The sequence below is a fragment of the Arthrobacter pasteuri genome, from assembly GCF_054510955.1.
Genome location: NZ_JBTNDO010000002.1, coordinates 297,988 through 316,099, shown reverse-complemented (window position 1 = coordinate 316,099; position 18,112 = coordinate 297,988). Strand labels below are relative to the sequence as shown.

General features: G+C 69.2%; 18 protein-coding genes. 6 read left to right on the top strand and 12 right to left on the bottom strand.

Going from position 1 to position 18,112, the window contains the following annotated elements:
- Nucleotides 1–2: 2 nt before the first annotated feature.
- Both ACX80H_RS12535 and ACX80H_RS12530 read left to right on the top strand, forming a co-directional pair.
- Nucleotides 3–1,985: a primary-amine oxidase gene (locus tag ACX80H_RS12535; protein ID WP_459313687.1), complete on the top strand. Its 1,983-nt coding sequence runs from the start codon at nucleotides 3–5 to the stop codon at nucleotides 1,983–1,985.
- Between the two features lie 69 nt (nucleotides 1,986–2,054).
- Nucleotides 2,055–2,759 carry a hypothetical protein gene (locus ACX80H_RS12530; RefSeq protein ID WP_459313686.1) on the top strand — a complete coding sequence of 235 codons (705 nt, stop codon included), beginning with the start codon at nucleotides 2,055–2,057 and terminating at the stop codon, nucleotides 2,757–2,759.
- Between the two features lie 51 nt (nucleotides 2,760–2,810).
- Here ACX80H_RS12530 and ACX80H_RS12525 read toward each other — a convergent pair whose 3' ends face one another.
- Nucleotides 2,811–3,566: a FadR/GntR family transcriptional regulator gene (locus ACX80H_RS12525; RefSeq protein WP_459313685.1), complete on the bottom strand. Its 756-nt coding sequence runs from the start codon at nucleotides 3,564–3,566 to the stop codon at nucleotides 2,811–2,813.
- 88 nt (nucleotides 3,567–3,654) lie between these two features.
- On the opposite strand from ACX80H_RS12525, the gene ACX80H_RS12520 reads away from it, so the two are divergent.
- From ACX80H_RS12520 to ACX80H_RS12510, 3 genes are read left to right on the top strand one after another with little or no spacing between them, the layout of a single operon-like run.
- Entirely contained in the window at nucleotides 3,655–4,545 is an 891-nt protein-coding gene (locus ACX80H_RS12520; protein ID WP_459313684.1) for a carbon-nitrogen hydrolase family protein, read from the top strand.
- Nucleotides 4,542–5,885: an APC family permease gene (locus ACX80H_RS12515; RefSeq protein ID WP_459313683.1), complete on the top strand. Its 1,344-nt coding sequence runs from the start codon at nucleotides 4,542–4,544 to the stop codon at nucleotides 5,883–5,885. The genes ACX80H_RS12520 and ACX80H_RS12515 overlap by 4 nt, the downstream gene beginning before the upstream one ends.
- Before the next feature lie 5 nt (nucleotides 5,886–5,890).
- Complete coding sequence (locus ACX80H_RS12510) at nucleotides 5,891–6,676, top strand: carbon-nitrogen hydrolase family protein (RefSeq protein ID WP_459313682.1); 786 nt, start codon at nucleotides 5,891–5,893, stop codon at nucleotides 6,674–6,676.
- Nucleotides 6,677–6,713: 37 nt separating this feature from the next.
- On the opposite strand, the gene ACX80H_RS12505 is transcribed toward ACX80H_RS12510, so the two are convergent.
- The 8 genes from ACX80H_RS12505 to ACX80H_RS12470 form a co-directional block, all read right to left on the bottom strand.
- On the bottom strand, nucleotides 6,714–7,259 hold the full coding sequence (locus ACX80H_RS12505; RefSeq protein WP_459313681.1) for a heme-degrading domain-containing protein: 546 nt from the start codon (nucleotides 7,257–7,259) through the stop codon (nucleotides 6,714–6,716).
- 106 nt (nucleotides 7,260–7,365) lie between these two features.
- Nucleotides 7,366–8,085 (bottom strand): mycothiol-dependent nitroreductase Rv2466c family protein, encoded by a 720-nt coding sequence (locus ACX80H_RS12500; protein ID WP_459313680.1) that lies wholly within the window; start codon nucleotides 8,083–8,085, stop codon nucleotides 7,366–7,368.
- 294 nt (nucleotides 8,086–8,379) lie between these two features.
- Entirely contained in the window at nucleotides 8,380–8,727 is a 348-nt protein-coding gene (locus ACX80H_RS12495; RefSeq protein WP_459313679.1) for a hypothetical protein, read from the bottom strand.
- Between the two features lie 19 nt (nucleotides 8,728–8,746).
- Nucleotides 8,747–9,472, bottom strand: a complete 726-nt coding sequence (locus ACX80H_RS12490; RefSeq protein WP_459313678.1) for an SDR family NAD(P)-dependent oxidoreductase — start codon at nucleotides 9,470–9,472, stop codon at nucleotides 8,747–8,749.
- Nucleotides 9,469–10,233 (bottom strand): SDR family NAD(P)-dependent oxidoreductase, encoded by a 765-nt coding sequence (locus tag ACX80H_RS12485; protein WP_459313677.1) that lies wholly within the window; start codon nucleotides 10,231–10,233, stop codon nucleotides 9,469–9,471. The genes ACX80H_RS12490 and ACX80H_RS12485 overlap by 4 nt, the downstream gene beginning before the upstream one ends.
- Entirely contained in the window at nucleotides 10,220–11,608 is a 1,389-nt protein-coding gene (locus tag ACX80H_RS12480; protein WP_459313676.1) for an MFS transporter, read from the bottom strand. The genes ACX80H_RS12485 and ACX80H_RS12480 overlap by 14 nt, the downstream gene beginning before the upstream one ends.
- Complete coding sequence (locus ACX80H_RS12475) at nucleotides 11,608–12,495, bottom strand: polysaccharide deacetylase family protein (protein WP_459313675.1); 888 nt, start codon at nucleotides 12,493–12,495, stop codon at nucleotides 11,608–11,610. Before ACX80H_RS12475 ends, ACX80H_RS12480 begins: the two co-directional genes overlap by 1 nt.
- 44 nt (nucleotides 12,496–12,539) lie before the next feature.
- Nucleotides 12,540–13,538, bottom strand: a complete 999-nt coding sequence (locus ACX80H_RS12470) for an asparaginase (RefSeq protein WP_459313674.1) — start codon at nucleotides 13,536–13,538, stop codon at nucleotides 12,540–12,542.
- Between the two features lie 222 nt (nucleotides 13,539–13,760).
- Here ACX80H_RS12470 and ACX80H_RS12465 point away from each other — a divergent pair, with 222 nt between their 5' ends.
- Nucleotides 13,761–14,888 (top strand): LacI family DNA-binding transcriptional regulator, encoded by a 1,128-nt coding sequence (locus ACX80H_RS12465; protein WP_459313673.1) that lies wholly within the window; start codon nucleotides 13,761–13,763, stop codon nucleotides 14,886–14,888.
- A gap of 15 nt (nucleotides 14,889–14,903) precedes the next feature.
- On the opposite strand, the gene ACX80H_RS12460 is transcribed toward ACX80H_RS12465, so the two are convergent.
- From ACX80H_RS12460 to ACX80H_RS12450, 3 genes are read right to left on the bottom strand one after another with little or no spacing between them, the layout of a single operon-like run.
- The gene (locus ACX80H_RS12460) at nucleotides 14,904–15,869 is read right to left on the bottom strand and encodes a 5-oxoprolinase subunit C family protein (protein ID WP_459313672.1); all 966 of its coding nucleotides are present in this window, start codon (nucleotides 15,867–15,869) and stop codon (nucleotides 14,904–14,906) included.
- Complete coding sequence (locus ACX80H_RS12455; RefSeq protein ID WP_459313671.1) at nucleotides 15,859–16,761, bottom strand: 5-oxoprolinase subunit B family protein; 903 nt, start codon at nucleotides 16,759–16,761, stop codon at nucleotides 15,859–15,861. Before ACX80H_RS12455 ends, ACX80H_RS12460 begins: the two co-directional genes overlap by 11 nt.
- On the bottom strand, nucleotides 16,758–18,104 hold the full coding sequence (locus tag ACX80H_RS12450) for an acetyl-CoA carboxylase biotin carboxylase subunit (protein WP_459313670.1): 1,347 nt from the start codon (nucleotides 18,102–18,104) through the stop codon (nucleotides 16,758–16,760). Before ACX80H_RS12450 ends, ACX80H_RS12455 begins: the two co-directional genes overlap by 4 nt.
- Nucleotides 18,105–18,112 lie beyond the last annotated feature (8 nt).

Here is an 18,112-nt window from a genome sequence, read left to right as displayed (position 1 = left end):
CCATGACAGTTGTAGATGACACCACCGCATTCGCCTCGACGGAGGCCCCGGGACGCGTCGACGTCCTCGCCGGACTCGACGGCGCCGAGATCACGAGGGTGCAGGCCCTCGTCCACGCGGCCGGCGGCACCGATGCGGACACCCGCTTCGTCTACGTGGGGCTCATCGAGCCCGCTAAGGGCGAGGTGCTCGCTTACGAGGAAGGCACCGGTCCCCTCCCGGAGCGCATCGCCCGGGTGATGCTGCTGAACCTGGGCAGCGGCGAGGCACGCGACCTGCGCGTCTCCCTGACGTCCGACGTCGTCATCCAGAACGCCATCGTGGACGGATCGACCGGACAGCTGCCCATCCTCGAAGCCGAGTTCGAGATCGTCGACCCCATCCTGCAGGCCGACAAGGCGTGGTGCGACGCCATCGAAGCCCGGGGACTGGACCCGATGAAGGTCATCTCGGCTCCGCTCTCACCGGGGTACTACGAGAACGACGGCGAGAACGGGCACCGCATCATCCGCTGCTTCGGCTTCTACCGGGAGAACGTGGAGGACAACATCTGGGCCCGGCCCATCGACGGCCTCTGTGCCTACGTGGACCCGATCGGCAGGACCGTGCTCGACGTCGTCGACCACAAGACGTTCGATCTCCCGCCCGAGGTCGGCAACTTCCACCTGGCCGACTACCGCGGCCCCGAGCTCACCACGCTGAAGCCGATCGAGATCACCCAGCCGGAGGGACCGTCCTTCAGCGTGGACGGCTCGAGGATCGAGTGGGCCAACTGGAAACTCGGCGTCAGCTTCGACGCCCGCGAAGGACTCATCCTCCGCCAGCTCAGCTTCAAGGACCAGGACGTGGACCGCCCGGTGATGTACCGCGGCTCGATCGCGGAGATGGTGGTCCCCTACGCCGATCCCTCGCCCACGCGCTACTGGCAGAACTACTTCGACACGGGGGAGTACCTCTTCGGCCGGTTCGCGAACGAACTGCAGTTGGGCTGCGACTGCTTGGGTGAGATCCACTACTTCGACGCGACGATCGCCGACGAGTCGGGAAGCCCGAAGACCATCAAGAACGCGATCTGCATGCACGAGGAGGACTACGGGACCCTCTGGAAGCACAACGACCTGTTCACCGGATCCTCCGACGTCCGCCGCCAGCGCCGCCTGGTCATCAGCTTCTTCACCACCGTGGGCAACTACGACTACGGCTTCTACTGGTACCTCTACCTCGACGGCACCATCGAGTGCGAGGCCAAGCTGACCGGCATCCTCTTCCCCTCGGCCTACCCCGGCGGCGACTACCCGTTCGCCTCGGAAGTGGCCCCCGGGGTCGGCGCGCCTTACCACCAGCACCTCTTCTCGGCCCGCCTGGACATGACGGTCGACGGCGTCAACAACACCGTGGTGGAGGTCGACGCACAGCGGCTCCCGATGGGCCCGGGCAACCCGTACGGCAACGCGTTCACCAACAAGAGCACGCCCATCACCTCCGAGGCCGAGGGCGGCCGGGTCGCCGACGCCTCCGTGGGCCGGACGTGGCACATCATCAATCCGGAGATGAAGAACCGGCTGGGGAAGCCGACCGGGTACGTGCTGTACCCGGAGCAGACCCCCACCCTGCTCGCCGACCCGGAGGCCGGCATCACGTCCCGCGCCACGTACACCACCAAGCACCTGTGGGTCTCGGCGTACGACCAGGAGGAGCGCTACCCGGCAGGGGACCTAGTGAACCAGAACCCGGGCCGGGACGGGCTGCCCCGCTACATGGCCGCGGACCGGAACCTCGAGAACACGGACGTCGTGCTCTGGCACACCTTCGGGCTCACGCACTTCCCGCGTCCCGAGGACTGGCCCGTGATGCCTGTGGACTACGCCAAGTTCACCCTGAAGCCCCACGGCTTCTTCGGTGGCAACCCGGTGCTGAACATCCCGGCGAGCACGAGCGGGCACTGCGCCACGGGCAAGGGAGAGTCCGCGGGCTCCTGCCACTAGCCCGGCGTTTCCTAGTCCTCGTCCCCGCCCTCGTCCTTACCGTCCGCCGTCCTCGGGAGCAGCAGTCCAATGAACACTTGGCTCAGCGCGATCATGCTGGTATCAGCAGCAGCAGGATTCGCGGTGTGCGCCGGGGGACTGGTGCCCCGGGGGCGGCGGCACGTCGACCAGAAGGGGACAGCAGCCGGCTCATCGCCCGACGGCGGCGGGTGTTCTGACGGCTCCGGGAGGCTTCGGGTCGACGTCGGAATGCGCAGGGATGACGCCCATGCCGAACGCGGCGGCACTCCGGTGACCGCCGTCGTCGGCATGGCCGTCATGCTCGTGGCCATGGGGGACATGGTCCTCGACGCCGTGCAGCTCCTGCCCGGCGTCGTCTGGGGCCTGCTGATGCTGCTGGCCGGTCCGCTGCTGCTGGCCGGAGATCGGCGGGCTTCCCGGCCGTCCCACTGCGGGTTCGGCATGCATCGCTCGCTGTCCATGATCGCGATGGCTGCACTGACGATCGCGGGAGGCCACGGGCACGACGCCGTCGCCACTTCCGAGCACGCCCACACCGGCAGCGAGGTTCTGCCTCTCCTGCCGATCCTTTTGGCCGTCGGCGTCGGGGGTCTCCTCGCCTACACGGCGGTGCTGGCCCTGAAGCACCATCGGGCGCTGCACCCGCAGACCCCGATCCGCGGCCGGCGAATGCGTGCGCTGCCGCGGGCGGTCGTGGAGTCCTGCCTCGCAGCCGTCAGCGTGGCTGCCATGGCCGGATCGATGATCACCTGACGGCAGCGCAACAGGGCGCCGCAACAGGGCGCCGCAACCGGCGACCGCCTGCTAGCCGCGGCGCGCGAGCTCCATGAACATCGTCGAGTGCAGGCTGTCGACGTGCGCGTGGGCGATCGCGACCGCTCCCGTGGCGTCGCGTCTCCGCAGCGCGTGGACCAGCTCGATGTGGTCCTCGTTCGCCCGGTGCAGCGCGTCGATGGGGTACGGAACGAAGTGCTCGTACAGCTCGCCCAGAACCGCTGAGTACACGGCGGTGGCCGCACCGAGGTGGGATGCTGCAGCCACGGACCGGTGGAATTCGTCGTCGGCCTGGTGGTATTCCGACCAGTCGGTGGCCGCCGCCATGCGCTGCGTGAGTGCCTCCAGCACCTCGAACTCGTCCTCGGTGGCGTTGACGGCGGCGAAGTGGGTGACCGCGCACTCGGCGAGGAGGCGCCGGTCCACCAGGTCGTGGACGGCCGCGGCGTCCGGCAGTCCCAGGGTCAGCCGCTCCAGGGCGACGGCGGGAGGGTCCGCCGCGACGAAGGTGCCGCCATCGCGTCCCCGCCGCCGGACCACGATGCCCTCGTCGGCGAGACTCGCCATCGCCCGCCGGGCGGTCATGGGACTGACTGACAGCCCCAGCGCGATGTCGGCCTGGTCCGGCAGCCGTTCGCCCGGTTGGAGAAGACCGAGTGAGATGGAGGTGGCGATGCGGGCGCGGACGGCGTCGATGGCGCTGCGCCGTCCGTGGCCGGGCGGCAGGCCAGCCGGCAGGGGAGACGGCAGTGCCGTACCCGGCGGTTCCCGCACTTCAGCAGCCATGGCTTCAGCCTAACGTCGTCCCGCCTTGATAATAGTTCAATGTGAGCTAATATTGCGTGAGCCCCGTCACTGCAAGCCAAGGCAACCCATGTCACAGCCCCTCCCGCTCCTCGCGGTCCAGTCCGAACCGATCGCGATCGGCGAGCCACTCTCGGTCTTCGCCACCCAGGTCTCCGACGCCCTCGCGTCGCATCCCGGGACCCGGCTCCTCGTCTACCCCGAACTGCACCTGTTCGGCGACGGGTACCCCGACCAGGCGCGCACGGAAGCCCTCCAGGAGTCGGCGCAGCTCCTCGACGGGCTCCTCGTCCGGGAGCTCGCACAGCTCGCCGGCGACCTCGGTGTGTGGCTCGTACCCGGGAGCATCTGCGAGCGCGGGCCCGAGGGGCAACTGTTCAACACCGCCCTCGTGTTCTCCCCGCAGGGCACGCTCGAGGCGAGCTACCGCAAGATCTTCCCGTGGCGTCCCTACGAGCCGTACGACCCCGGGGACGCCTTCGTCACCGTCGACCTCGAGGGCTACGGCCGCGCCGGACTGTCCATCTGTTACGACGCCTGGTTCCCCGAGGTGACCCGCCAGCTCGCCTGGCTCGGCGCCGACGTGATCCTCAACGTCGTCAAGACAACCACCGAGGACCGCGAGCACGAGCTGGTCCTCGCCCGGGCCAACGCCATCGTCAATCAGGTGTTCATCGTCAGCGTCAACTGCGCCGGCCCCACCGGGCGCGGTCAGAGCCTCATCGTCGACCCGGAGGGCACGGTCCTCGAATCTCTCGACGACGACGGTACCGGGATGATGGCGGCCACTCTCGACCTGTCGCGTATCGACCACGTGCGCACGCACGGCACCGCCGGGCTGAACCGCATGTGGTCCCAGTTCCGCGCCCACGAAACCCCGATCGAGCTGCCCATGTACTCCGGCCGCATCGACCCCGCCACCTGGACCCCCGCGTCCCCTGCCCGTCAGGACCAGCCATGACCACGTCCCAGCTCACCCGCACCCTCCGGCTGCCCTCGCTCGTCCTGTTCGGGCTCGCTTACCTCACGCCCCTGATCGTCCTGGCGATCTTCGGCGTCATCGCCGAGGCGACCGGCGGCGCCTCGCCGTCGGCCTACCTGCTCGCACTTCTCGCGATGCTCTTCACCGCCCACAGCTACGGACGCATGGCCGTTGCCTTCCCCGTCGCCGGTTCCGCGTACACCTACGTGCGCCGCACCATCGACGCCCGCGTCGGGTTCCTCGTCGGCTGGGCCATCCTGCTCGACTACCTCTTCCTGCCGATGGTCATCTGGCTGATCGGCGGCTCCTACCTCACCGCCCAGTTCCCGGGCACGCCGATCTGGGTGTGGATCCTCGCGTTCGTGCTCGTGACCACCGTGCTGAACGTCATCGGGATCCGGGTCGCCGAGAAGGCCAACTACCTCCTCATGGCGTTCCAGCTGCTCGTCATCGGCATCTTCGTGGCGCTGACCATCGGGACCCTCGTCAGCACGTCGGGCGCCGGCGCGCTGGTGAGCGCGGAACCGTTCATCAACCCGACGGCGAACCTCGGCACCATCGCCGCCGGTGCGGCCATCGCCGCATACTCCTTCCTCGGGTTCGACGCCGTCACGACCCTCACCGAGGAGACCGTGGAGCCGAAGAAGACGATGCCACGCGCCATCATGCTCATCGCGCTGATCGGCGGCGCCATCTTCGTGTCCGTCTCGTACGTGACCCAGCTGATCCGGCCCGGTGGCACGTTCGAGGACTCCGCCTCACTCGCCTCCGACATCGCCCTGCAGATCGGCGGCCAGCTCTTCGGTGCGATCTTCCTCGCGGGCCTCGTCGTCGCGCAGTTCGCCTCCGGTCTCGCAGCCCAGGCGAGCGCGTCCCGACTGCTCTACGCGATGGGTCGCGACGCCGTGCTGCCGCGGAAGGTGTTCGGCTACCTCCACGACCGCTTCCGCACACCGGTGGTCAACCTCGTCATCACGGGCATCGTGGGACTCGTGGCGGTCTTCCTCGACGTCGCCACCTCCACCTCGTTCATCAACTTCGGCGCGTTCACGGCGTTCACCCTGGTCAACGTCGCCGTCATCGCCTACTACCTGCGCGAGAAGCGGACCGGGCGGAGCCTGAACCTGTTCTCCTACCTCGTGATCCCCGCCGTCGGCGCCCTGGTCGACGCCTTCCTGCTCACCCAGCTCGACCCCACGGCGATCACGCTCGGCCTCGTCTGGCTGGCGCTCGGCATCGTCGTGCTCGCCGTCATCACACGCGGCTTCCGCTCCGCGCCACCCGAACTGGCGTCGGTGGAGAAGGAAGTCGTTTCATAGGAGGTATGCGCATCACCCTCGGGCAGCTCGCATCCGGCCCGGACACCGCAGCGAACCTCGCGCGAATGGAGGAGGTCGCGGCCGCGGCGGCCGACGCGGGCTCCACCCTTGCGGTCTTCCCCGAGTACGCGAGCTACGAGAAGAGCCGGGTGGACAGCTCGTTCGTCACGGCCGCGGAATCGCTCGACGGCGACGTGGTCCGGTCGCTCGCGGCGATGGCGCGTCGGCACACGATCACAGTGGTGGCGGGGGTGATCGAGACCTCCGAGGAACACGAGCGTGCCTACAACACGATCGTCGCGCTGGACCCCACCGGGTCCCTGGTCGCGGCCTACCGCAAGATCCACCTCTTCGACAGCCGGGGCTTCCATGAGTCCCGGCACATCAAACCGGCGCCCGACGTCGGACCCGTCACCTTTCCCCTGGACGGCACCGTCGTCGGGCTGCTCACCTGCTACGACCTGCGGTTCCCGGGAGTGGCCCGGGCGCTGGCGGACGCAGGAGCGCAGGTGGTCCTGGCGCCGTCGTCGTGGGTGCCGGGACCGGGCAAGACGGACCAATGGGAGGTGCTGCTCCGTGCGCGTGCGCTCGACAACGGCGTATTCGTGGCGGGCGTGTCCCAGGCCGAGCCGGTGTCGATCGGCCGAAGCGTCGTGGCCGGCCCCCTGGGAGAGGTGCTGGGCTCGTGCGGCCCGGCGGAGGACGTCCTGACCGTGGACCTGCACCTTCCGGCGGTCGCGGACGCCCGCCGGCAGTTCCCCCTGGCGAGTCAGCGTCGCGTGGAGGGGTGATCCTGGTGCCGCGCTGACGCGGCCGCACGGTGCTGGGCTAGAGCCCGTCGGCCGCGTGGAAGGTGCGCAGGGCCTCGACCACGAGCTTGTGGTCCTCGAGCTGCGGCAGCCCGGACACCGTCACGGTGGCAACGGGTCCCACGCCCCGAACGTACAGCGGGAACGAGCCCCCATGGGCGGCATGGGTCGAGGTGTCGAACATCGGGTTGTCCTCGGCGTGGCCACCGTTGCGGCGTGCGCGCAGGCCGACGAGCAGCGACGGCACGAAGTAGCGCGCCGCCGTGCGGCTCTTCGCATCGAGCCAGTAGTCGTTGTCGGGAGTGGCGCCGTCGAGCGCGGCCCGGAAGAGGATGTGGTTCGGTTTGCAGATGCTGATCGCGATCGGCAGGTCGCGGCTGACGCCGAGCTGGACGAGGAGCTGCCCGAGCGCCACGGCGTCGTCGTTCGTGAAGCGGGTGAACTGGAGATCCGCAACTTCCGCCTCGACCGACGAGATGAGCGCCTCGAGTGCTGCGGCAGGCTGGTCGTCCCCGCCGTCCGGATCGAACGGGGTGAGGATCACGGCGGAAGCTTCATTGCTCATTCGCCTAATGTACGTCGTCGGTATCCTCCGGCGGAACCTACTTCGATCGTTTAGCAAAAGCAGTCTTGACAGCTACCATTCCGCGCCCCGCTGCCCGCCGAAAGATTCATTTCTTGGTCCGGCGGCTCCCGCCGTGCCAGTCCTCCTGCCGCCCGGCCTCATCCGCCGCTACCCCGAAGCTGCGCAGCTGGGGGCGCTCCCGCAGGCTCCTCTTGAGCTCGGCGAAACCGGGGAACCGCGCCAAGCCCAGTACGTGGTCCCAGAGTTGGACCGCCTGGTCGGAATCGGGCAGACGGCTGATCACGGGACCGAAGAAGGCCACGCCCTCCGGTGGCTCGAAATGGATGATCGGCGTCCCGACGTCTTTGCCCGTCAGGGACAGGGCCTCGTCCGTCTCCGCCTGGAGGGCGGCGTCGAGCGAGGAGTCCTCGAGGGCGTCAGCGAGGTGTCCGGGCAGCCCGGCCTCGGCGAGGACCGGCACCAGGAAGTCCGCAGTGCCGCGGTGTCCGCCGTCGGAATCATCCTTCTGCGTGTCGAAGATCCGGGTACCGAGTCGCTCGTAGAGGCGAGCGACGGCGTCTGGCCCATGCTCTTCCCGGGTGCGAGCGGCGACCCGCAGCAGGCGCAGGCCTGCGGTATGCCCGGCTTCGTAGCCGACGGGAAAGTGTGCGTCGTAGTCGATGGCGGCGTTGAGCAGGCGGAGCGAGATGAAGCGCCACTCCACCGCGTAATCGCGCTGCTCCGACACCATGCGCACCCACTTGCTGGTCATCCAGGCGAAGGGGCAGACGGGGTCGAAGTAGAACCGGATATCGGGGGAGGTCATGACTTCACGCTAGGGATGCTGCCCGCCGGGGGTCAAGGACTCAGAGTGCGGCCCGCTTGGCCGGGTGCGGCGTCGTGCACGCGTTTCACCGACAGATTGCTCCGATGACGGCGTGTCCTGGTGCGACACGCCTTTTTCCAGCGAAACGCGTGCACGAAGCCGCGCAGGGCACCCCGTCGGTCCGGATTGGGGCCCGGCTCGCAAGTGGCCCGCCAGCGACGACGGCCCCGCCCACTGCGAAGGCAGCGAGCGGGGCCGGAATCGGCAGGACCGGGTTGGGAGCTCGAGTGACCGTCAGCTGGAGCCGGCCGAGAGTCCTTCACGCAGCACGCGATCAGCGAGCGGAGATGCCGCCGGCAAGCCTTGCGCGATCCGCCGGGCGAGGTGCAACGACAGATCGGATGCCCGCCCCCAGCCGTCCAGGAGCACAGTCCACAGCTGCTCGACGGTGTCGCACCTGGTGCTGGTGCCCGTTCGTCCCGCGAGGATCCAGGCGTCACCGCTCACCCGCACCACGGGCCCGCCGGGCAGTCCGGCAGTGATCGAGTTGACCACCTGCCCCACGACCAGCAGGTCCCGCGTCGTCCGCACGGGCCCGAGCGCCGGATCGGCGACGACCGTACGGCCGCATGCCCCGCACATCAGAAGCCCATGATCCGGGTCACGGCATCACGTCCCCGGAGTTCGGACCGAGGGTCTGGCCGACGAACAGGTTGCCGCCGGGATCACTCGCGAGGAGCAGCGCGGTCGGAGCCACCTCTGCCGGCACGCCGAAGCGCCGCAGCGGCAGCTCCGCACGCTTCGCGACCTTCCAGTCCTCGGAGATGCCGTCGACGAGCGGTGTCTCGATCGGCCCCGGCGCGATGCAGTTGGCCAGGACGTTATCGACCGAGACCTCGAGGGCCAGGGCCTTGGTCATCCCGATCACCCCGGCCTTCGCCGCGCTGTAGTGGCCAAGGCCTGTACCGCCCTTGATGCCCAGCTGGGAGGAGATGTTGATGATCCGCCCCCACCGCTGCTGCCGCATGGGGCCGACGACCTCCCGGCAGCAGAGGAACACCCCGGTGAGGTCGACGGAGATGGTCTCCGTCCAGAGCTCCAGCGACATGTCCTCGATCGGGGACTCGGTGAGCAGCCCGGCGCTGTTGACCAGGATGTCGATGGTCCCGACCCGCTCGCGGGCGGCAGCGAAGGCACTCCGCACACTGTCCTCGCGGGCGACGTCGACCTCGATGACCCCCGGGCCGGGGGAGCGGTCCAGCACCACCACCGTGTCTCCCTGCGCCGCGAATCCGTCGGCGATCGCCGCCCCGATCCCGCTGGCGCCTCCGGTCACGACGACCGTCCGGGGACCACCGGCGCCCCGGGGACCGCCGACCGCCGTCATGCCCGCATCTTGATGGTCAAGCCGCCGTCCACGATGAGCGACTGCCCGGTGATGTACCGGGAGGCGTCCGAGGTCAGGAAGCCGATCACGTCGGCGACCTCCTCCGGCCGGCCGACGCGCCCCCAAGGGATGTCCTTGCCCGCCCGCTCGAGCCCCTCGGGGCCCAGGGAGTTCACCGGGTCGAGGGACTGCGGTGTCTCGATCAGGCCGGGAATCACCGCGTTGGCGCGGATCTGCCGTGGCCCCAATTCGGACGCGACGCTCCGGACGAGCCCGAGGACACCCGCCTTGGCCGAGGCGTAGTGCGCGTGTTCCTCCCACCCGTACACGCCGCCGGCGATGGAGGACACGGCGACGAGCGCGCCGGGTCCGTCCATCCGCTGCGACGCGGACCGGAGCGTGCGGAGCACGCCGGTCAGGTCGACGTCGAGCATGGCAGTCCAGAGGTCGTCCGTCAGCTCGTTGAGCGGAGCGTTGCGGAGGATGCCCGCGTTGGCGATGGCGTAGTCCAGCCGTCCGTACTCGTCGAGGGCGCGCTGGGCGAAGGCATCGACGGATTCCGTGGAGCGGACGTCGACCTCGTGGATGACGGCCTCCCCTCCGGCGGCCCGCACGCCGGAGAGGGTCTCCTCCGGGTCGTGCGGGTCGCCGGGGAAGGTGCCGATGACGGTGCGGACGTTCCGGCTGGCGTAGTGGACGGCGAGCGCGCGGCCGATACCGCTGGCGGCGCCCGTGACGATGGCTACCTCAGACTGCTGCATGCGGCTCCTCGAGGGCGACGGCCGCGACGGGCCGGGCGGCGATCATCAGGACACCGGAGAGCAGGGTGCCGACGGCGCCGACCCAGAGGGCCGCCGCACCGGTACCTGCGGCAGCGGCGACGACGGTGAACAGGGCGCCGCCGAGGATCGTCCCGGGCTGGCTCATGGCGCCGATGAAGGCGAGACCCGTGGCGCGGCAGCTGACGGGGTAGCACTCCGCCATGAAGTACTGGATCGCGGCGTAGGGGCCCACCAGGAAGAACAGGCCGGTGCCGTAGGTGAGGATGATCAGGAACGGGCTGGACACGAGCGGGCTCAGCATCACGGCGAAGGACAGGCCCGAGATGATCCACCCGACGATGATGGTCCTCTTCCGGCCCACCTTGTCACCGATCCAGCCGTGGAACACGTAACCGAAGTAGGCAAGGAGGTTGATGACGATCAGCATCCAGAAGGCGTCGGACAGCTGGACGTCCTTGGCGTTGGCGAGCACCGAGGTGCCGAGGACGCTGAAGATCGCGATGCCGAAGAAGTTGAGGATCCAAGCGAGCGAGAAGACGATCGTGTTGCGGCGGAACTCGCCCTCCCAGATGCGCTTCAGCGGCGACACCGAGGAGTGCTCCACACCGTATGCGGCGGCGAGCGCGTGGGCCTCGTCGCTCTTGCCGCCCTTCTCCAGTTCGGTGAGGCGCTGGTGCAGCTCGAACTGCGGGGTCTCCTTCAGCTTCTTGCTGATGAGCAGGACGATGATGATCGCCGGGATCGTAGCCATGAGGTAGAGCGCGCGCCAGCCCAGGAGGGGCAGGAACGCCAGGGCGAGGGCGCTCGCCAGGAGGAAGCCCAGCGGCCATCCGCCCTGGATGAAAGAGTAGTGGAAGCCGGGACGCTTGCGCTTCCGCTCGTCCTCGGTGACCTGGTAGACCTCGTTCATGTAGGTCGCATTGACGGCCTGCTCCGAGAAGCCCAGTCCGCCGAAGGACCGGACGAAGACCAGCAGTGCGTTGCTGGCGACACCGAGGGTCGCCGGGATGAAGGCGGTGACGCCGGAGACGACGGCGGTGCCGCCGACCGTCAGCATCATGCCCTTCTTCCGGCCGAGGCGGTCGATCACGGGGCCGATGCCGAAGCAGACGATCGCCGTTCCGACCGCGATCCACGTGTTGACGGCGTAGGCCTCGGGGGCCGTCCAGCCGAATTCCTCCTGCATGGCCGGCAACAGGGTGCCGAACAGGCCGTAGTCGAAGACCGCGACGGTCCATGCCAGCAGGGCGAGGACGGTCGCCGTGCTGGTCTTCTTCTTCGAGAACACCGGGAAAGTGCGCTGCTCATTGCTCGTCGGCGTCGAGAGATCGACGCCCGCCTCTTTGATGGACATCAGTTCGATTCCTTTCGGGGATTGCGTGCCAGGAACGAGTCGGCGATCTGGTCGAAGGTGTGCCAGGTGACACCCTCGTGGGAGTTGAAGTGCTGGATGAGGCGCTCGAGCATGAGCAGGACCTGCGGCCGGCCCGAGACGTCGGGGTGGATGGTCATGGTGAAGACGGCGGAGTCCATCTCGGCGTAGACCCAGTCGAACTGATCCCGCCACATCTGCTCGATGTCCCGGGGATTGACGAAGCCGTGAGAGTTCGGCGAGGCCTTGATGAACATCATCGGAGGGAGGTCGTCGAGGTACCAGTTCGCCGGGATCTCCACGAGATCGGTCTCCTGCCCCCGGACGAGGGGCTTCATCCAGGCCTCGGCGGGCTTGGTGTAGTCGATCTTCGTCCAGCTGTCGCCGACCCTCACGTAGTAGGGCTCGAAGTCGTTGTGCATGAGCGAGTGGTCGTACTTGATGCCCCGCTCGAGCAGGATCTCGTTGGTGATCGGCGAGAACTCCCACCACGGGGCCACGTAGCCGGTGGGACGGCGCCCCGAGACCTTCTCGATGAGGTCGATCGACTTGTCGAGGATCGCCGTCTCCTGCTCGCGGGTCATGGCGATCGGGTTCTCGTGCGAATAGCCGTGGACGCCGATCTCGTGGCCGGCATCGACGATCATCCGGGTGAGGTCCGGGAAGGTCTCGATCGAGTGGCCAGGGACGAACCAGGTGGAGGGGAGGGAGTACTTCTCGAAGAGGCGCAGGATCCGGGGGCCGCCGACATCCCCGCTGAAGAGCCCGCGGGAGATGTCGCAGGGGGAGTCCTCGCCGCCGTACGAGCCGAGCATGCCGGCAACGGCATCCACGTCGACGCCGAAGGCGATCTGGATATCTTTTGTCATGGGTACGGCCTTTCCTGGTGGGGATGGGGGACGGGGGGGGTCGGTCAGGGGTTTCCGCGCTCGCGGACGTGGCGGGCGACGTCGTCGGGAGGCAGTCCGAGTGCGAGCAGCGCATGCAGGAGGGTGCGCGCCTGGGACGGGCGGAGCAGCCCGGACGGGACGGCGCCGGCGTCCTCGAGCGTCCTGCCGCCGCCGGCGCCGTAGACGCCGCGGACCGGTCCCGCATGGACGCGCGTGCTGGTGACGACGACGACGCCGTCCCGTACCGCCGCGCGCACGGCGTCGCAGAGCTCCGCATTGGCATTCCCGAGCCCGGTGGCCTCGAGGACGATCCCGCGGGCACTGGCGCCGAGGGCGGCGGCGAAGAGGGTGGCGTCCGCTCCGGGATAGGAGGGGACGATGTCCACCCGGACGGAACTGCCCGCCGGAGGGACGTCCAGGGGTGCCGGGCGCATCGGCGCCGGGCCGAGCGCGACCGTCCCGGTGCCTGAGACCGACCCCGCCGGTCCGAGGTCCGGGTTGCCGAAGGCGCGCAGGCGCGTCGTCTCCGTCTTCCGCGTGCCGGGAAGGGCGAAGACCTCCCCGTCGAACACGATCAGGGCGCCCCTGCCCCGTGCCTCGGTCGAGGCCGCGAGGGTGATGGCGGCCCGCAGGTTTCCCGGTCCGTCCGGATCCTCGCTGTCGGCCGCCCGCTGGGCGCCGGTGAACACGACGGGCCGCGGGTCGTCGTGGAGGAGGTCAGCCAGGTAGCCCGTCTCCTCCATGGTGTCGGTGCCGTGCGTGACGACGACGCCGAGCGTCTCCGGGGACGCCAGCGCGGTGCGGATCGCGGTGCAGACCGAGAGCATGTCGTCGAAGGTGAGGAGGTAGGAGCCCTTCTGCATGAGGTCCACGACGTCCACGGCGAAGGCTTCCTGCCCGGCCGCCGCCAGCACCGTGCGCCCCGCATCGGCGGCGACGGTCGCGCCGGCCGAGGCATCGGTGCGGGAGGCGATCGTGCCGCCGGTCGCCAGCAGCACGACCTGTCCGGTGGTGGTTCCCATGCTGTCCTCCCTTACCCAATCGTTTGGGTAGTCGCCACGGGGTCCAAGGTCCCGATCAGGGACAAGGAGTTGTGTGGGGCTACCTGCCAAGGAGCGAATGCGAACCCAAACGTTTGGGTTTGCTGAGGAAAACCCTAGGATGTGAGGTGGGTCTCGTCAATGGACTGCTCAAGAGTTCACGAACGCGAAACACATCCGGCACTGGAAGGAAAGGGGGCAGCCGTGAAGGCACCAGGCAAGGGACGTGCAGCGGTGACCCTGAAGGACCTCGCTGCAGAGCTGGGGATCCACGTCTCCACCGTGTCGCGGGTGCTGCATTCGAACACTGATGTGGCTCGCGGGGCGGCGTCGACGGAGACTGCGAAGAAGGTGCGGGACCTCGCGAAGCTGCGGGGCTACTCGCCCGACCCCCAGGCCACGAGCCTGCGCACCCGCCGGACGCGGGCGATCGGCGTGATCGTGCCGCGGCTCTCCGACCTCGTCCTCGCGACCATGTACGAGGGCGTCGAGGAGGCTGCCGCCGAGAGCAACCACTCGACCTTCGTGATGAACTCCCACGACAACCTGGACGAGCAGCGCCGCAAGGCCGAGATCATGCTCGCGCGCCGGGTCGACGGGCTGATCCTGGGGGACGTCCATGCCGGCAGCAGCCTGGTCGACGACCTCACCGCCCGTCATGTGCCGTTCGTCCTCATGAACCGCCGCTACCCGGGATTCCCCTCCTCCACCTGCGACGACACGGCAGGCGGGCGCCTGGTCGCGGACCACCTGTGGAGCACCGGGCACCGGTCCGTCGCGATCCTCGCCGGTGAGCCCTATGCCAGCACGGGCGTGGACCGGACGGCCGGGTTCGTCGAGCGGTGGGGTGAACTCGGGGGAGAGGTGCCGGGGAACCGCATCCTGCACTCCAGCTTCGACACTGAGGGTGGCAGGCGGGCCGGCGATCAGCTGCTGGCCCTCCGGGGGAACGTGCCGACCGCCGTGTTCGCCGTCAATGACTTCGCAGCCATCGGTGCAATGGGGGCCTTCCGGGCCACCGGCCTCGTCGTCGGCCAGGACATCGCCGTCGTCGGGTTCAACGACACGTCCCTGGCCGCGCAACTGCCCATCCCGCTGACCTCGGTGCGTTCCCCCATGGTCGAGATCGGACGTTCCGCCGTCGGCATGCTGCGGCGGGTGATGAACGGCGAGGACGTCGACCCCGTGCGCCACGCCCCCGAGCTGTTCGTGCGCGAGAGCAGCGCGTCGGCCCGCGTCACCCGTGCGGAGGGCGCGGAAACCGGTGCCGAGAGCGCCGAGGAGAGGCAGGACGCCGGGCAGGACGCCGGACGCCACGTCCCGGTCGGCTGACCTACGCCCGAGGTCCTACTCCCAGACGGCCCGGCGGATCCTCGCCGCGTCCGCCCGCGCGGCGAGCGCCTGCTCCATGGTCACGGCCTCGAAGTGCGTCACGGTCCCGGGCGCGCTGCGGGCGACGAGGTCCATGTCCGCGCTGATGACCGTGGCGACCATGGCATACCCGCCGCCGGAGACTGCGTCGCGGTGCAACACGATCGGCTCCTTGCCGCCGGGTATCTGGATCGACCCGATCGCGTAGCCTGCGTCCACGATGTTGGACGGGTCCGACCCGGCTCCGAAGGGCTGGGTGCGCGGCTTCCATGCGATGTCCGGGCCGGAGTAGCGCAGGCCGGTGCGGTCGGCCACGGGCGTGAGTTTCCACGCGGCGCTGAGCAGCGTCTCCATGCCCTCGGTTGTGAGCCGGTGGTCGTACAGGCCCGGCAGAATGCGGACGGTGACCTCCTTCGCGTAAACCGGGCGCAGATCCTCCGGGATCGAGTCCCTGCCAGATCCCGACGACGGGCCGACGGCGCCGACGGGAACCGTGTCACCGGGCTTCAGGGTGCGGCCCTGCAGGCCCCCGAGCGCGCCGAGGGCGTAGGTGCTGCGGCTCCCGAGGACTACGGGGACGTCGATGCCGCCCTGGACGGCGATGTAGTAGCGCGTGCCGCCCGAGAGCATCCCGAAGGACACCTCGTCCCCCGCAGCGAGTGAGAGCCGGGTCCACTGCTCCGCCGTCGTGCCGTTGACCTTCACCTGGACGGGCGCACCCGTGACGGCGAGGACGGCGTCGGTGTCGGTGGTGAACTTCGGGCCGAGGTAGGCGCACTCGAGCACGGCGTCCGTCGGGGCGTTGCCCACCAGGGCGTTCGCCATCGAGGCGGACAGCTGGTCCATGGCCCCGCCCTGCGGGATGCCGACGTTGTAGTAGCCGAGCCGGCCCTGGTCCTGGACCGAGGTGGCGAGGCCGGGTTCGAGGATGTTAAAGGCCATTGAGCTTCTCCAGAAGGTCCCGGTTGTGGGCGGTGGGATCGGTCAGGGCCTTCTGCAGGTCGAAGGTGACCGGAGCCTGACGGTAGGTGAAGGTGCCGGCGTCGACCTCGGCCTGGATCGCCCGGTATTCGTCCTCGTCGACGGGCCGGAACTTCACGATGTCCCCGGGCCGGAAGAAGATCATGAAGTCGGAGAAATCGCCGAGCTTCTGCGCCGGGTCGAAGATGGGCGCCGCGGCGATCCCGAACATCTGGTAGCCGCCCGCGCCCCGCACGGAGTAGATGCAGGCGAAGCAGCCGCCGTGGCCGACGGTCAGCGGCGGCGTGTCCGTGCGTGGGCTCAGGTACTTCGGGACCTCGAGCTGCTCCTCCTGCGGGACGATCTGGAACATGAAGGGCAGCCCGGCGACGAAGCCGACCATGGACACCAGCCAGGGGGACTCGTGGTGCTTGCGGATGAACTCCTGCGGGGAGGACAGGCCGTTCTCCTCCGCCGCGAAGTCCAGGTCCGTCCCCTCCGGCCGCTGGTGGCCCTTGCGGAAGCGGGCGCCGGTCTCGCGCGTGTACGGGTCGTCGTACCAGACCGGGATCTCGATGATGCGGGTCTCCAGCGTCTGCTCGCTGAGCTGGGCCACTTCCTCCTCGACCTCGCGGACGAGCGCTTCCAGCCGGTCCGGCGGCACCGTGTCGGGATCGAAGCGCAGCAGGAGGGAGGCGTTCGCCGGACAGATGTCCACGACGCCGTCGATGGCCCGCGCGGAGAGCCGCGTCGCCATGGCGTTCGCCTTGAAGTTGGCGGCCAGGCTCATGCTCTCGGCGATCTCGACGAAGAGGAACTCGTCCCCGCCCCAGGTGTAGCGGGCGGCGTCCAGCTGCTGGGAAACCTGCGTCATGGCTGGACTCCGAGAAGGTCGGGGGTGGACTCGAGGAACTTCGAGTGGTGGGTGACGTCCCGTACCTCGGGCCGCTGGAGGACGGTCGACAGGAGCGGGAGGGTGGTCTTGACGCCCTCGATCCGCACCTCCCCGAGTGCGCGGACCGACCGCTGGATGGCCTCGGCTCGGCTCTCGTCCCACACCACCAGCTTGGCGAGCAGCGAGTCGTAGTAGGGTGCGACGGCGGACCCGGCGACGACGCCGGAATCGATCCTCACGCCGGGGCCGCCCGGCCACTCCAGGCGCTGCAGCGTGCCGGGGCTCGGCATGAAATTCTGCGACGGATCCTCGGCATTGATCCGGAACTCGAAGGCATGGCCCCGGAAGGTGATGTCCTCCTGGCGGAGCCGAAGCCTGCCGGTGGCCGCCACGAGCAGTTGCTCCCGGATGAGGTCGAGTCCGGTCACCATCTCCGTGACCGGATGCTCCACCTGGAGCCGGGTGTTCATCTCGATGAAGGCCGCCCGCTCCTGGTCCGCGTCGTAGAGGAACTCGATCGTCCCGAGCCCGGAGTAGTTGCACTGGAGTCCGAGCTCGATCGACGAGGCGAGGATGGTCTCGCGGACGTCGTCGGGCAGCGAGGGTGCGGGTGCTTCCTCGATGATCTTCTGCTGGCGGCGCTGCAGTGAGCAGTCCCGGTCGCCCAGGTGGATGACGCGCTCGCCGTCGCCGAGTATCTGCACCTCGACATGGCGTGCGCGCTGGACGAAGTGCTCCAGGTACACGGCGGGGTCGCCGAACGCGGCCTTCGCCTCCGCGCGGGCGACGTCGACGGTTCCGACGAGGTCTTCCTCCCGGGTCACAAGGCGGATGCCGCGTCCTCCGCCGCCGGAGGACGCCTTGACGACCAGCGGATAGCCGACGTCGTGTGCGATGGGCAGGGGGTCGACGTCGGGGTCCAGGGCGCCGTGGCTCCCCGGCAGCGTGGGCACGCCGGCATCCTCTGCTGCCTGCCGAGCGCGGGACTTGTTGCCCATCAGTTCGATGGCGTCGGCCGAGGGGCCCACCCAGGTGATCCCGGCGGCGGCGACAGCCCGGGCGAAGCCCGCGTTCTCGGACAGGAAACCGTACCCGGGGTGGACGGCGTCGGCTCCGGACGCCTCCACGGCGGCGAGCACGGCGGCGGTGTCGAGGTAGCTCTTCGCTGCCGACGCCGGGCCGATCACCTGGACGTCGTCGGCGAGGGACGCCGCGTAGGAGTCGCGGTCCGGTTCACTCGCCGCGAGGACCGTCTGCAGCCCCAACTCCCGTGCCGCGCGGATGACCCGCACGGCGATCTCCCCGCGGTTGGCGATCAACACCCGTTCCA